At 36.5% G+C, this 15567-nt stretch carries 7 protein-coding genes; all 7 read right to left on the bottom strand.

Going from position 1 to position 15567, the window contains the following annotated elements; genetic code table 11:
- Positions 1-18: 18 nt before the first annotated feature.
- The 7 genes from AC2A1G_RS02240 to AC2A1G_RS02210 all read right to left on the bottom strand — a co-directional run bounded on the left by AC2A1G_RS02240 (position 19) and on the right by AC2A1G_RS02210 (position 15512).
- Positions 19-1614 (bottom strand): vWA domain-containing protein, encoded by a 1596-nt coding sequence (locus tag AC2A1G_RS02240; RefSeq protein ID WP_484045329.1) that lies wholly within the window; start codon positions 1612-1614, stop codon positions 19-21.
- 68 nt (positions 1615-1682) lie between these two features.
- Positions 1683-6206, bottom strand: coding sequence for a TonB-dependent receptor plug domain-containing protein (locus AC2A1G_RS02235; protein ID WP_484045328.1), 4524 nt, complete (start codon positions 6204-6206; stop codon positions 1683-1685).
- 3 nt (positions 6207-6209) lie between these two features.
- The gene (locus tag AC2A1G_RS02230; protein ID WP_484045327.1) at positions 6210-8975 is read right to left on the bottom strand and encodes a TonB-dependent receptor; all 2766 of its coding nucleotides are present in this window, start codon (positions 8973-8975) and stop codon (positions 6210-6212) included.
- A gap of 69 nt (positions 8976-9044) precedes the next feature.
- Positions 9045-11594, bottom strand: coding sequence for a vWA domain-containing protein (locus AC2A1G_RS02225; protein ID WP_484045326.1), 2550 nt, complete (start codon positions 11592-11594; stop codon positions 9045-9047).
- Between the two features lie 10 nt (positions 11595-11604).
- Positions 11605-12123 carry an RNA polymerase sigma factor gene (locus AC2A1G_RS02220; RefSeq protein ID WP_484045325.1) on the bottom strand — a complete coding sequence of 173 codons (519 nt, stop codon included), beginning with the start codon at positions 12121-12123 and terminating at the stop codon, positions 11605-11607.
- Between the two features lie 242 nt (positions 12124-12365).
- Positions 12366-13175, bottom strand: a complete 810-nt coding sequence (locus AC2A1G_RS02215) for a DUF4249 domain-containing protein (RefSeq protein WP_484045324.1) — start codon at positions 13173-13175, stop codon at positions 12366-12368.
- Positions 13176-13178: 3 nt separating this feature from the next.
- Entirely contained in the window at positions 13179-15512 is a 2334-nt protein-coding gene (locus AC2A1G_RS02210) for a TonB-dependent receptor (RefSeq protein WP_484045323.1), read from the bottom strand.
- Between the last annotated feature and the right edge of the window lie 55 nt (positions 15513-15567).

Genomic DNA, 15567 nt, shown 5'->3' with positions numbered 1-15567 from the left:
GATGTCTGTTTTATAGAATTATTTTTTTATTGCTTTGTATTTTTGAACCAATTTTATGAATTCTGCTTTGTAACCTTCTTCATCCCCTTTTATTCCTTGTTTTGCCAAAGTTTCAATGTCATCCATTCCTTTTTTATTAATCAGTTTTGAATCTCTTAAAACCAACCCAAACCAAGCGACAGATGCTGCAAATTTGAAATCAGAACCTGCAGCAGATTTTTGTGTAGCTGAATTTTTCACAACATGACTGATTTCTGTACTCTTATCACCATCCGGCTTTTTATATCTGAATTTCACGGTTGCGAGTTCATCGCCTGATGCCACTTTATTTTGATCAGCAGTTTTACTGTATTTTAATTTTTGTTCTTTAGGCAAAAACTCTGAATTTACATCAGCCGGAATAATTTCGTACAAAGCCGTTACCGTGTGACCACTTCCCAATTCTCCCGCATCAATCTGATCATTTACAAAATCTTCATTTTTCAGCATTCTGTTTTCATAACCAATCAGACGGTAAGATTTTACGTATTTGGGATTAAATTCTATCTGAACTTTCACATCTTTTGCAATCGCATAAATATTTCCTGCAAACTCTTTTCCCAGAAATTTATTGGCCTCCTGAATATTGTCTATGTAACCATAATTTCCGTTTCCTTTGTTTGCTAAAGTCTCCAATTTATTGTCTTTGTAATTTCCCATTCCGTAGCCAAGACACGTAAGAAAAATTCCAGATTTCCTCTTTTCCTCAATCAAAGACTGGAGATTGGCTTCAGAAGATGTTCCAACATTAAAATCGCCGTCCGTTGCCAAAACAACTCTGTTATTTCCGCCCTTAATGAAATTTTCTTTTGCCAGTTTGTAGGCCAGTTCAATTCCTTCTCCACCTGCAGTGCTTCCTCCTGCTTCAAGTTTGTCAAAAGCTTCAAGAATTTCACCTTTTTCTGAAGCTGATGTAGAAGGGAGAATGACACCTGCGCTTCCTGCATAAGCAACAATTCCGACTTTATCTTTAGAACTCAATTGGTTTAAAAGTATTTTTAAAGACTCTTTCAACAACGGTAATTTGTTATCATCACTCATCGAACCCGAAGTATCGATTAGGAAAATAATATTAGAAGGTGGCAAATTATTAATTGGTACATTTTTACCCTGGAGCCCGATTTTCAACAATTTATGCTTAGGATTCCAAGGCGAATCGCTGTATTCTGTATTGATAGAAAATGGATGCTGAGCTTGTGGTTGCGGATAATTGTACTTAAAATAATTGATCATTTCTTCGATTCTCACGGCATTTTTATCTACTTTTTGACCTTCATTAATCATTCTTCTGATGTTGGAATATGATGCATTATCCACGTCAATAGAGAATGTAGAAACAGGTTGACTTTTTGTGAGTTCAAAAGGATTTTCAACCAGAGAAGCATACTCCTCATCATTCTGATTTGTTTCAATATTTTTTTCCTGGCCATCTGTAACTTCTTCGAATTTCATATCTTTAACATCTGCAGATTCTTCCAACAATACCTCCATTGGAGACATGTTCACCTTTTCTTCCTTTTTTCCGCAACTTCCCATTATTACTACTGTCAGAATTGCTAAACTTACTTTTTTCATAATTTTTTATTGTGAATTGATTTATAAATAAATAATTGTGTGCTTAAAGCTTATGTTAATCGTAATTTCTAAGGCTCAATTATAGCTTTAATTCCCTCATTCCAAAACCTGGCTTCCGGCATATAATAAAGATAAACATTACTTGCTTTCCCTGTGTATTCTCCGGCAAATTCTACTTTTAAATCTAAATTTATAGTCTTCGATTCATTCGCATCCAAGTGTTCCCAATACAAAACCAGATAGTTATCAAATATTTCGTAGTAAGAAACCTGCTTTTTATCGACCATATCTTTCAATAAAGCATTTTGCAAAGTCAAGCCTGCAGGAATTCCAATTTTTGCTGTGGTCATCGGTAACTGTCCGTTGATTTTATTTTTGACGGTTACTGTCATTCGGTTGGTTTCTCCTACTTTTGAAGTTTGAGATTTCAGTTTTGTTTCTAATGTGACAGGAATATCAACGCTTTTCGGCGGTTCTAAAGTATAATATTGATAATCCAATTTAAAAGGCAGACCTTTTTTACCTGGATATTCCACTTTCAAATCATTATCTCCTTTTCTGAATGCCGATGAAAAGCTAATATTTTTGTCTGAAACAACAGCACCATTTACTTTAATCACCGGTTTTTCAGTTCCAAATAATTTTTCATTTTTGGCAAAAAAACCTGAAAGTGATTCCAAGGCCAAAGCGGTTGCCTGTGTAGAGCCAAATCCGTAATAACCATTATAATCAATTAATTCATCGGCAACTTCAGCGATTTTTAATTGATTCGCAGATTCATTTTTCTGTAAAGCCATCAGGTAAAGCGAAAGCGTTTCGGCATTGGCAGAAATCCCTCCCGAACCAGTGAACGTTGTTTTGGTTTTTACATTTTTGGCTGCATACTGTTCGTTCAGGATTGTAAGTAAATTGCTGTAATCTTCAGTTTTATCTAAATTTTTCGCCGTATTTGCCATCAATGCCAATTGGTAAGAATCTTTTGTTGCCAGAACTCTTTTCAGGCTGTAGTCATAGTTTTGAAGCAGTTCATTTTTATAACCAAGTTTAGACAAAGCGTACAGAACATACATATTTCTCGACCATGAATATTCTGAATAAGAAGTTTTCATTTCGTAGCTTTTTCTCACTTCAAAAAGTCCGTTTGTACCTTTTTTAGACAAAATAAATGAGGCGAGATTTTGCGTTAATTTCGCATCAACATTCACATATTTTTTCAAATCTCTGAATTCCAGCAAAGCAAAGGCAGAAAGTGCAACATCAGAATCCGTCGACCCAAAATAAGAGAAACCGCCATCTCTATTTTTATAAGAAAGCATTTTGTGATACCCTTTTTTTAAGTTTCTGATCACTTTAGATTCAGTATCAGCATCAATTTTTTTGATTGATTTTAAATAATCGAGAATAAAAATATTCGGATAAACCGTTGAAGAAAGCTGTTCAAAACAGCCGTGAGGTTCTCTTTTAAGTCTTTCCAGATCTTCAAACATCTGCAAAGCCGAATTTTGATACACATAATATGAAGACATAAAACTTCCGTTCACATATTCCGGAACATCAATTTTGTAGGTTTCGTTTTTATTGTTGATGATTGAAAAATAATGTGGAAACCCTTTTTCTTCAACATTCACAGGCAAAATCACCGTTTCTCTGAAATCACCGGATTTTACAGTAAACTGAATATTGGAATGAATCAGTTTATCGTTTTGCATCGTAACAAACAACCTCCCTGATTCCAAAGGTTTTAACGTGATCAAACTGTCTGTTTTCATCACATTGATATGATTCGGAACAATGACGTTCATCGTTAATGTTCTCGTTTCAGACGAATTATTTTTAATCACAACCGGAATCGTCATTTGATCTGTCCGCGTCAGATATTGCGGAATTTTGGCATCAATTGAAATCAAACTTTGCGCTGAATATGTTGTTTCATCTCTTCCAATCAAACCTTTTGCGGAAATTCCTTCGGTCATAATTCTGAACGCTGAATTTGCATCAGACTGATAAAATTCTATCTGAGCTTTCCCGTTTTTGTCGGTTTCTACGATGGGATTCCAGTATAAAGCTTCACGATAATCGTGGCGGTAGGCTGTAGTCGTTGTCTTGTATTCGGGATAGGCAAAATTTCGGCTGTAGGCGTAATTTGTGAGGCTATCTCGCGGCACATTTTTGAGAGCATACTGAGAAATTGGGGTAATATCAAACTTCAAAAGCGCATTCTGATATTTTTTTGAGTTGATAATCACCACTCCAGACATTCCGCTGCTTCCATACACAGAAGTCGCTGCAGCATCTTTCAATATTGAAATATCGCTGATATTTTTTGGGTTCAAAGCTTTTAACTCAGCCGAATTTGAGATTACACCGTCAATAATGTAAAGAGGTTCATTTTGACTTCCAATTGTTGCAGCTCCACGAATCACAACAGCATTACCTGAAAGACCTGGTGCCACTGTCTGAGTAACCATTACCCCTGAAACCTTTCCACTTAAGGCATTGAGAGCTGTCGGAGTATCAATTTCATATGAAACGATTGTCTGCACGGCAGAAGTTAAATCAGATTTTCTATTCATTGCGCCAATATAAACCACCTCCCGAATATCTTGAGTTTTAATAGTATCTGCTTTTGAATTTACGTACGCTTTATTTTTGACTAATCCTTCAATTCCCTGACTGGCATTTTGAGGTTTTTCCTTGATCTCTGCCTCTTTTATAATCTCCTCAACGTCAATATTTTTCAGAATTTGTTTTTCCAAAGGATTAATCTGAAGTTTATAAGACAAAAGTCTTATTTTGACTTCTTTTTTTGGTTTCAAAGCTTTTGCAATCACTCTGTTTCCCTCACCGGCATTAAGGTCTGAGAAGTAAAACAATCCATTCTCTGAGGTGATTTGTTTTTTCAGAGAATTTCCGTTGAAAAGATAAACTTCAGCGGCAACAGGCTTTTTATTTTCGTCTTCTACAATTCCGTAGATTGGGTTTTTCTTTTCGGGAAGATATTTGTATTTGTCTGACTTTTCCACTTCGGGAATGATTTCAAAATATCGGTAACCATTCGTCAGCATTACCAAATCTAAACTTTTCGTTGCTTTCTCTTCTTTTTTATCGAAATAAAACTGCGGTCTTTCAATTTTACCTTTCAGTTCAGAATCCATCAAAAGCCATGACTGAATGTGATTTTGCTTATCATCAGCATACGTCCATAATTTATCGTCAACAACGCTTACAGCGAGGTTTGCAGGAATGGGTTGGTTATTTTCGTCAGTCGTTTCAATATTGACTACAGCTTTTTCCCTCGGTAAATAATTTTTCTTTACAGGTGTTACTTTCACCTTCATCTGCTTGTTTTCATTGGCAAAAACAATTCTTTCTGCAATCGGAAAATTATTTTCTGAAACCGTAAATCTGCAGATCCCAATCGGAAGTTCTTTTTCTGAAATTTCAATTTTATTTAAACCTTTTTTTAAACTTAAATTTTTAGAATAAATCTCCTTTTCACGGAAGTTTCCTGAGATTAAAACGTTTCTTTCTGACGTGGAATTGATGTTTAAACTGATGATCTGATATTCTTTTTTAAGATTTAAAACAATTCCATCATTTTTCGCTGTTGGTAAATGATATATTTGATTAATATTTTCTGGCTTTAAAACCTTTGCATAATATGTTTCGCCATTTTTTGGATTTAAATAAAAGCTTCCCATTCCAAAATTATAGGCAGAAACTTCCGATATTTTCTGATGATTCTGATTGTAAATTCCCAAAACGGCATCCACAGGTTTTTCAAATTCATCCAAAACTTTAAAAGCAATATTCTGCTCGATTCCGTTGATGAAAGTTCCGCCTTCAGGCATAAATTTCAAGTCCAGATTGTTCAAAACAATCGGAATATTTCTTGAAATAGATTCAGTAAAACCATCAAAGTCTACTTTAATATTCAACAAAGCATCAGAAGATTTTAGAACTGCCGGAAGCTTAAATTTTAGTAAATATTTCCCTTCTTTATCGGTAATCAAAGTGCCTTCATTAATTTTTTCACCCTGATGCATTACCGTAAAAGCCGCTTCATAAAAAGGAATCGGAAGATTGCTCAGACTTCGCATTGAGAAATCAGCCAGAACCTCATCGCCTGCGCCATACCCTTTTTTAGGAAAATCAAGTTTCATTAAAATTCTCGGTGAAACGATTTTCTGGAGTGTAATTTCTTTCTCAAATACATTTTTTCCGTTTTCATTCTGCATCCAATCGGTGTACGCTCTCAGTTTGTAAATGCCACCTTTCATATCATTTCCAAAATAAAAATATCCTTCAGCGTGGCCGTTTGTAATTTCGTATTTGTCTTTCTTAACCACCGTTCCGCCTGGATCTGTCATTTCAAAATTCACCACCTTGGACTGATTTGCCGGAAGCTGATTTTCTGCCTGAACGACATAAATTTTAAAATACATTTCCTCACCAGGTTTGTAAAAAACATGATTGGTCTGGATGTATGTTTTTTCTTTTTTGAAATCGCTGAATTTCTGCTGGGCTTTTAATTGAAAGCTCATTAAAAAGAGTATCAGACAGGAAATATGAATTGTAAATCTGTTTTTCATAATTTAAAATTGAAATGAAACCATGCATCCAAAACTTTTGTAAGACGGAAGATTGAAGAAATCCAAGCCACGACCGCTATCCAGATCGTAAAAATTCTGGCTTGGATCTGCACCGGAATTGGCCTGCCAAAGCATGATATTGTTCACAAACAAAGAAACTCCAAGACTTCTTCTGAAACTTCCGACATCGAACTTTGCTCCCAGAGAAACTGAATTGATTCTTACATAATCTGCATTTTGTACATAGTTTTCGGCAACTCCTGTGTAGCCATATCTCGTCCAGCGGTTTTCAAAAACAGATTGATTCGGGTCGTAAAAATCAACCTGAGTCTGATTAACATTTCCGTTCGCATGAACTCCCGAGAATACATAATTTTTAAGATTTCTGTCATCGCCCGAAGTTTTGGATCGTCCGTAATAATCAAGTGCAGCTTGGGTTCCGTTCCAGAGTTGTCCGCCTTTTTTCCATTCCCAGTTGATATCGAGCGTAAACATTTTATAGTAGAAAGTATGCGTAAATTTCATCACAAAATCCGGCGTGGGATCTGCAATTATTTTTTTATTGTTTGATGCTACCGGAAATCCAAAATCATCGATAAGGGTTTGTCCGGCAGCATTCGTTTCATAGTAATTTCCGACTATTGCGCCCAAAACCTCGCTTTCGGATAATGTTTTGTAAACATCCTGAAAGCCTGCAACAGCAAGATTATTGTATTCAGACGCAACTTTATCAACGACATCCCGATATTTATAAAATGAAGCACGGTTCGTCATTGTAAAATCTTGTGCGATCCTGAAATTCTCGTAGGAAGCATTCAGTTCAAATCCGCTGTACGTATGATCTGCAAGATTCTTCAGCAACAAACTGTTATTTTCAAACACCGGAAATATATCGTTTATAATCTTTCTTGAAAAGTATTCACCACCGAAATTGAATCGGCTGTAAATATTAAAGTTAAATCCTGCCTTGGTTTCTGCAATATCGACGGTTGAGAGATTTTTAAAACTTTCAACCTCACGTATTGGAAAATACTGACTTGCGTTCTGAGCCAGAAACTGCGTGGTCGAATATGACGAAAACGAATTGGTAATGTCAGGTTCTGAACTCTGATGTGTATATGCTCCAAAAAATTTCAGGCGTGTGCCTCTCCAATCGAAAATATCGTTGAACTGAACGTACCCATTGGCTTTGGGGAGCCAGAATTTATTATTCAGAGAAGTGTTTGAGACGTAAAATGAGTTTCCAAGATTAGCACCAAATTCAAAATCACCGTCATCAAATTTCAGATCATAATTAAAAATATAATCCTGTGAACTTCTTTGATACAAATATTTTTGGTTCTGCGAACTGTGAAAAACATCAGATTTTCTTTCATTTAAAATAAAATTCAGATTGAATGTACTTCTAAAATCATAGTCGCCAAAAGAATAATTGGCAGAGACATTGGCATTGTAAAGGCTGTAGTTTTGAAGTCTTTCATTGATCAAACCACTTGGAAAGCCGTTGGTAGTGGGTTTATAAATATCTGAATTACTGAATTTGTCATTTTCGTACGTTTGACTGATGTTGAAATTAAAATCATCAAATGTTCTGGAAATATTAAAGCTGTATTTTTTCTGATTGGAAAGAAAATTATACCTGTTGTCCTGCGCAAAGAGAAATTCCGGATTATCACCCAACTGACTGTAACTTCTTTGCTGACCATTGGTAAGAAATCCTCCCTGATTATTTGAAAACGAAACCGGTGTAAGCAAAGATTCCTGATAAGCACGGTTGAAAAGTGCCGCACGATTGGTATTTGTCGCTTTCGTTTCATCCAAATCAAACAGTGCCTGAATTTTAAATTTCAAAACATACGCATTGAGTTTTGCCTTAAAAGTATTGTTGATGTCGTACTGATTGATGAAGTAGGTTTGGTTTTTATGCTGACCTAAATCCAGTGAAAGCCGAACCTTTTCGTTGTAACCATCTCCTTTTATAAATGTATTGATCTGCAGCTGATTATGAAATCCTACAGTCGTAGAAAACAAAGAATTATCATACGGTTTCGCAGAATTCATTCCTCCTGAAACAGGAATCAACTGACCGTTGACATCATAATCATAAGGTTGAAAATTGTAGGCTAAAGTTGAAATATCAGGCCCATAACTGAAAATTTCATTGGTCTCCGGACCGCGCCAGATAAGATTTCCGCTCTGAGATCTTCCCTGCACATATCGGTTTTGGGTTTGCGGAATTGAATTTCGGTTTCTGACCTCAAAAGATGTATTGAAACTTCCGTTGATGATGAGTTTGTTGGGTTCCTGCCTTTTTATTTTTACCGTATCGCCCTTCTTCTGTTTCAGCTTTCTGATTTTGTCGAAATAAGAATCTGAGTTTTTTGAAAGATAATAATCCGGCTTTGAAATACTGTATTCATCTGACTTTGGTTTTGTAATCAGACTGTCGTAATCTTTAGATTTTATAGCTTCAACTGATTTTCTGGGAACACGGTTTTCCAGAATATATTTCAATTCCTGAACGCCATACACAACCTGCGTATTTTTACCGTTGTTCCAGATTAATGTGTCATAAACCTGTGCAGGAATAATGGCAAAGCCCTCTTCATCAGTTTCCTCGTAAACGCCCGTATTTTTATTATAAACTTTAAGAAAGGCTTTTGGTTTTTTGTCTTTAGCTAAAAATATTCCGGAATAATACTGCTGCGAACTCTGAGCAAACAAAAACTGAGTCGCTAAAAAAGGAAGAAACAAGTAGATTTTTTTCATCATGGATAATATGTCTAAAAATAGAGAAAAAAACAGAAATCTCCGAAGAAATTTCTGTTTTTGGTTTATTTATTTGTTTAAATTTCTGTAAGCTTCAACGAGCCTCACAAACTCAGCTCTGTAGCCGTCTTCATCATTACCTCTGCCCTTTTTCGCAAGCTTTTCGACTTCCTTTAAATCTTTATTTTTAATTAAATCTGAATTTCTCAAAACCAAACCAAACCACGCGACAGCAGAAGCAAATTTGAAATCATCACTCGCCGACGAAAAGCTTTGATTAGAATTTTTCACGACCTGAACAATCTCCAAACTCGTATTGCCATCCGGCTTTTTGTATCTGAATTTTACGGTTGCCAGCTCATCACTGAAATTTCCATCATTTGTGTTTTTGGTGTATTTTAAATCAGATTCTTTCGGCAAAAACTCAGATTTTACATCGGTTGGAATGACTTCGTACAAAGCTGTCACCGTGTGACCGCTTCCTAATTCTCCTGCATCAATTTTATCATTGGTAAAATCTTCATTCTTTAATTTTCGGTTTTCGTAACCGATCAAACGATAAGAGTTCACATATTTCGGATTAAATTCAATCTGAATTTTCACATCTTTAGCAATTGCGTACATATTTCCGGCAAACTCTTTTCCGAGAAACTTATTGGCTTCCTGCAGATTATCAATGTAAGCATAGTTTCCGTTGCCTTTGTTGGCTAAAGTTTCCATGCGGTTGTCTTTAAAATTTCCCATTCCGAAACCTAAACAGGTCAGAAAAACGCCCGATTTTCTTTTATCTTCAATCAAAGTCTGAAGGTCTCCTGTGGAAGAAGTTCCCACGTTGAAATCTCCATCTGTGGCGATAATCACACGGTTGTTTCCACCTTTAATGAAATTTTCCTGAGCGAGTTTATAAGCCAACTCAATTCCTGCACCGCCTGCTGTACTTCCGCCTGCTTCGAGTTGATCCAAAGCTTCGATGATTTTATTTTTTTCTTTGGCCGAAGTAGGTGGTAAAACCATTCCTGCATTTCCCGCATAGACAACAATTCCGACTTTATCCGTTGGTCTTAACTGATCCAAAAGCACTTTGAAAGACGATTTCAATAAAGGCAATTTATTAGCAGCATTCATCGAACCTGAAACATCAATCAGAAAGACGAAATTTGAATTCGGCAGTTTCTCCATCTGTAAATCTTTGCCTTGAAGTCCTATTTTTAATAATTTATGCTGAGAGTTCCAGGGTGAAGCGTTGTATTCTGTGTTGATTGAAAAAGGCTGATTATTTTTCGGTTGCGGATAATCATATTTAAAATAATTAATCATTTCCTCAATTCTCACTGCGTTTTTATTCACATATTCGCCATTGTTAATCATCCGTCGGATGTTGGAATACGCAGCCTTATCCACATCAATAGAAAATGTAGAAACAGACTGATTTTTTGTCAGTTCAAATGGATTTTCAACGAACGCATCGTATTCTTCAGAATTCTGTTGCTGAATCTGCCTTACACGGTTGATGCTGTCCTGAACTTTCTGCAGTTTTTTAAAAGCTTTTTTCTCTTTTCTGGAAAGCTTTTTAGTGGTCACCACTACTACTCCATTCGCTGCACGGCTTCCGTACAGAGCTGTTGCAGAAGCATCTTTTAAAATCTGAATGCTCTCAATGCTTTTAGGATCGATTTTGCTTAAAAAATTTACACTTTGAGGAACACCGTTTACAACATATAAAGGTTGATTATCTCCTGATACAGATTTTGCACCACGAATGGTAATATTTGGGCTTGCTCCCGGCTGAACTAGAACTCCGGAAACTGAAGCCCGAAGCGAATTTAATGCATTATTATTGTAAGGAGTACCGTCGAAAAATCCTTTATCGTTTCCTGCGATATAAATTGAGGCAGGACCATCAATAACTAGTGTTTTTGATTTTCCTTTTTTTAGTTTTATCTGGGAAGTTAAAAGATGATAATCTCCTATTTCTTCAAATTTATACGAGTCGGTTTTAAAGACATTATTATTATTAATCCTTTCATTTTCATTAACAGATTTGTTCGCAGCGATAATTCTGTTTTGATTTGCAAAACCTTTCAAAACTGCTTCTTCATTGACATTCCGAGCTTCGCTTTGATTTTCTGTCACAATATTAGCATTAACGGGTGCCTCAGCAATCTTTTCATATGCAAGATCAGAACTGTGTCGTGGTAATTCAGGAGGGCTGAGAACAGGAATTGGTGCTGGTAAGGCATTTTCGTACGCTACAACTTCAGGTTTCTGAATATTGTTTTGAGAACTCAATTCATTTTGAACATTAGATTTTACAGTACTGTCAACTTTCTCAACATTTAAATTGTTTTTAGGAGAAACTGTATTTCGAACAATTGCAGGTCTCTCAATTTGAGATTTTTCATTTTTTTCAATAAAATAAAAAGCTCCCAACCCAATAATTAAACTCGCCGCAATTCCGTAAGGAAACCAAATTGGTACAATTCGCTTTCTGTCTTCTTTTTTATCTAATTTCTCTTCAACTTTAGCCCAGACTTTATCAAAACCGGCAAAAGTTGCAGGTTCTTCCAGAGATTGAGAAGCCTCGTTGAATTTTTTATCTATATCGTGATTGTTTTCCATTGTAAAAGTTTTAAATGTTGTGATTAACCAAGAGTTCCTGCAGTTTTTTTCTTGCGAAATTGAGCTGGGATTTTGAAGTGCCTTCACTGATCGAAAGCATGGTCGCAATCTCTTTGTGAGGATAACCTTCAATAGCAAACAGATTGAAAATCGCTCTGCAACCTTCAGGGAGAAAATTGAGCAACTTGAGAATATCTTTTTCAAATGAAAGACTTTCTGTTTTGGAATCATTAGCCTCCACAAAATTTTCATCTAAAGAAATATGAAGCGTCTTCATACTTCTCAGCTTCTGAAGACATTCATTTACAGCAATTTTCTTCGCCCATGCTTCAAAAATTTCAGGATTTTGAAGCTGGCTGAGTTTCGTGAAAATTTTGTAGAATGTATCGGCCAAAACTTCCTCAATATCTTCGTCGTTTTTCAGGTAACGCTTGCAGACTGAATAAAGTTTGCCCGCCATTTTCTCGTAAATCTTCCGCTGGGCATTGCGGTCGTTCCGCTGGCATTCTATCAGTAATTGATGTTCCATAGTGTGGCTTTATACCTTTATAGATGCAGGAAATTGGACTGAGGTTGGAAACATGTAAAACTTTTTTTAAATATAATGTATTTTAGATTTAGGGAAGTAATTTTAAATCAAACTTTAATGATTTCTAATGCAGATTGAGCAGTTTTTTAGGTCGAATAAAAACTCATCAAATTTCAAAAAAAATATTGCACAAAAAAGAGCTTCTGTTTTTACAAAAGCTCTTTTTTTAGTTTTTTTAAAATTTAATTGATTACAATACTTTTAGTTCGCACGGTGTGTGCCGAAAAATAGCCCAATGCTCCGTTGCTGATATTGCTTGGAGGATTGGCAGGCGTAATACCACCACCGGGGCCGCCACCGGAAAGTTGGAGCAATGCAGAATAGAACATATAGACTTTATCATCGATGCACTGCATTTCTACGTGAATAGTATCACCGATTTTCACTTTCACATTATCAGGTTCGTCACCATCGTCATTGGGCAGAATCAAAGGTCTCTGATTGAGCAAACCGTTATTAACATTGTCTGAAAACTCCGAAAAGTATTTTTTTGGATCATTATTGACTGTGTAAATGAAAAGATATCGGTTCCCTAAAGCCTGCGGATCTAAAAAAACCGGCAACAGCGTGTAGCTCGTTTCGCCACCCACAATAAAAGAGTCCTGCTCCAAATCATCAAACGGAACTGGCTGAGGCATCGTGCTCGTAGAAATGTACTCTTTTCCTTCAGCCTGAATTTTCAAAGTGTAAGTTCTTCCAGACTGTCCAACAAAAGTTGATGTCTGATATGTTCCATTCCCTGTGTACTGAAGAGTTTCGGTTTGTCCGGTGTTGTCGCTTAAAATGACCTGTGCATTTTCAACCGCTGGATATTGATTAGCCTGAGTGAAAGCTACAGATTTTGTAATTTTCACGGTATATGGACCTACCTGATCTGTAACATTAGCTTCAATCACAATCTGTCCGCTTTGATCTTCCAAATCTAAATCTATTTCCTTCTCACAAGAGATTACTAAAAACAGCGTTAATATGATTAAAAATATATTTTTCATAGATTAGAATTTGAAATTATAAGTGATGTTTGGAACCCATTTGAATAGCGAAGTCTGCATAGCTCTCGTCGTTCCCGGATTATTTGGATTGTCTTCAAACGTAATGGTGTAGGCATTTTCTCTTCCGTAAACATTATAAACACCGAATGACCACGAGCCTTTCCAACGTTTATTTGAGGTCGGTTCATACGTTGCGCTTAAATCCATTCTGTGGTAAGCCGGCATTCTGTCTGCATTTCTGCTGCTGTACTGGAAAATGGTTTGTCCGTTCAGTTCATATTTTCCGGTTGGGAAAGTCACTGCATTTCCTGTGCTGTAAAGAAATAATCCTGAGAAAGACCATTTTGGATTCAGCTGATACGTTGCAACAACAGAGAGGTCGTGCGTTTTATCCTGTCTTGCATCGTACCATTCGTTATCGTTGATGCCGTTGATCTGTCTTTCGGTTTTAGATAAAGTGTAGGAAATCCATCCGGTGAGTTTTCCGCTTTTCTTTTTGGCGATGAGTTCCAGTCCGTAAGCCCTTCCCTTTCCGAATAACAGTTCACTTTCTACATCCGCAGCGGTGTCGAATGAGATTTGTGCTCCGTTTTTATAATCGATTTGGTTCTGCATAGATTTGTAATAAATCTCAGCATTCAATTCATAATTATTGTTGTTGAAATTCCGGCTGTAGCCTGCACTGATCTGATCGGCGATTTCAGGTTTTACGGTGTAGCTGCTTCCAATCCACTGGTCGGTAGGGTTTCCGCTTCCGCTGTTGCTCAGTAAATGTAAATTCTGAGTATTTCTTGAATAACCACCCTTAATGCTGCTGACTTCGTTGATTCTGTAATTTGCCGTGATCCTCGGTTCAAGATTTACATACGTTTTACCAAATTTCCCTTTTTCTAAATATTCAGAATCGGTTAAAACTCCGTTTTGATAAGTATTAAAAGTATCTCCACCCAAAACCGAGAACATTGCCAGTCTGGCTCCGTAATTGATCGTCAGTTTATCCGTTGCTTTAAAATCATCATTGATATACACTGCATTTTCCCAAGAATATCTTGGATTTCTAGGGAAACTGCTTACACTCGTTCCCGATGCACTGCTCGGTGTAATGGTGTGATAGATGGACTGCAAACCAAATTTCACAGAGTGTTTATTTCCTGCAAACCATGAGAAATCCTGCTTCAGATTCCAGTCTTCAATTTCAGAATCAAGCCCGAAGGTATTGTTGTTACTGCTCAGAGCAACATTATAATTGTAATTGCTGTAAATAAATGAGGTGTTGGAAAACAATTTGCTGCTGATAATACTGTTCCAGCGCAAAGTTGCTGTGGTATTTCCCCAATCCGTTGAAAAAGTATCGCCTAAACCTAAGACATCTCTCCCGAAATATCCCGATAGATACAGACGGTTATTGTCGTTGATCTGGTAATTGGCTTTTAAATTTAAATCATAGAAATAAAGTTTGCTGTCTTTAAAATCATCGGTTGCTTTTAAAAACACATCAGCATAAGTACGTCTTCCTGACACAATAAATGAAGATTTTTCTTTCTGAATCGGACCTTCTACGCTCAGTCGGCTGCTGATCAAACCAATACCACCGTTCACGTTGTAATCTTTGTTGTTTCCGTCTTTCATTTTAACGTCTAAAACAGACGAAAGTCTACCTCCATATTGAGCAGGGCTGTTTCCTTTGATGATGCTCACATCTTTTAAAGCATCGCTATTAAAAGTACTGAAGAATCCAAGCAAGTGTGATGCATTGTAAACTGCAGCCTCATCTAAAAGAATTAAATTCTGATCAGTTGCTCCACCTCTTACGGAAAAGCCACTGCTTCCCTCACCATTACTTTTAATTCCCGGCAAAAGCTGAATGGTTTTCATCACATCTTTTTCACCAAACAGAACAGGAAGTTTGTCGATTTGTTTAATGCTCAAAGTTTCGGTTCCCATTTGTGCTGACGAAAGATTTTTATCTTTCTTCACTGCTGAAATAACAACCTCATCAATATTGGATGTTTTTTCGCTAGTCTCCTGCTCCATTTCAACATTCTGTTTCAAATCAGCGTCAAGATTAATTGGTAGTTGGAGGTCTTTAAAACCCGGACCGGAAATAACCAAAGTGTAATAACCTTTTGGAAGTGACATAGAATAAAAACCATATTCGTTGGCAACCACTGAAATAGTGGGATCTTCGGCGACTTTTATAATGGCTCCAAGAAGGAGCTCTCCATTTTTCTTTTCTTTTACCGTTCCGCTTACAGAATAGTTCTGCTGTGCAAAAACGACTGTACTGAAACAAACTGCGGCTATGGAAGTCGCAATTTTAAAGGATGATATCTGCATTAAAATGATTTACGCCGTAAAGATATTAATTAAAAATCTTCGCAAAGGGCTAGTT

Source organism: Chryseobacterium sp. HNCC26DJ240, assembly GCF_057180485.1.
The sequence above is the reverse complement of the archived record's forward strand: the minus strand, read 5'-3'. Positions and strand labels throughout refer to the sequence as shown.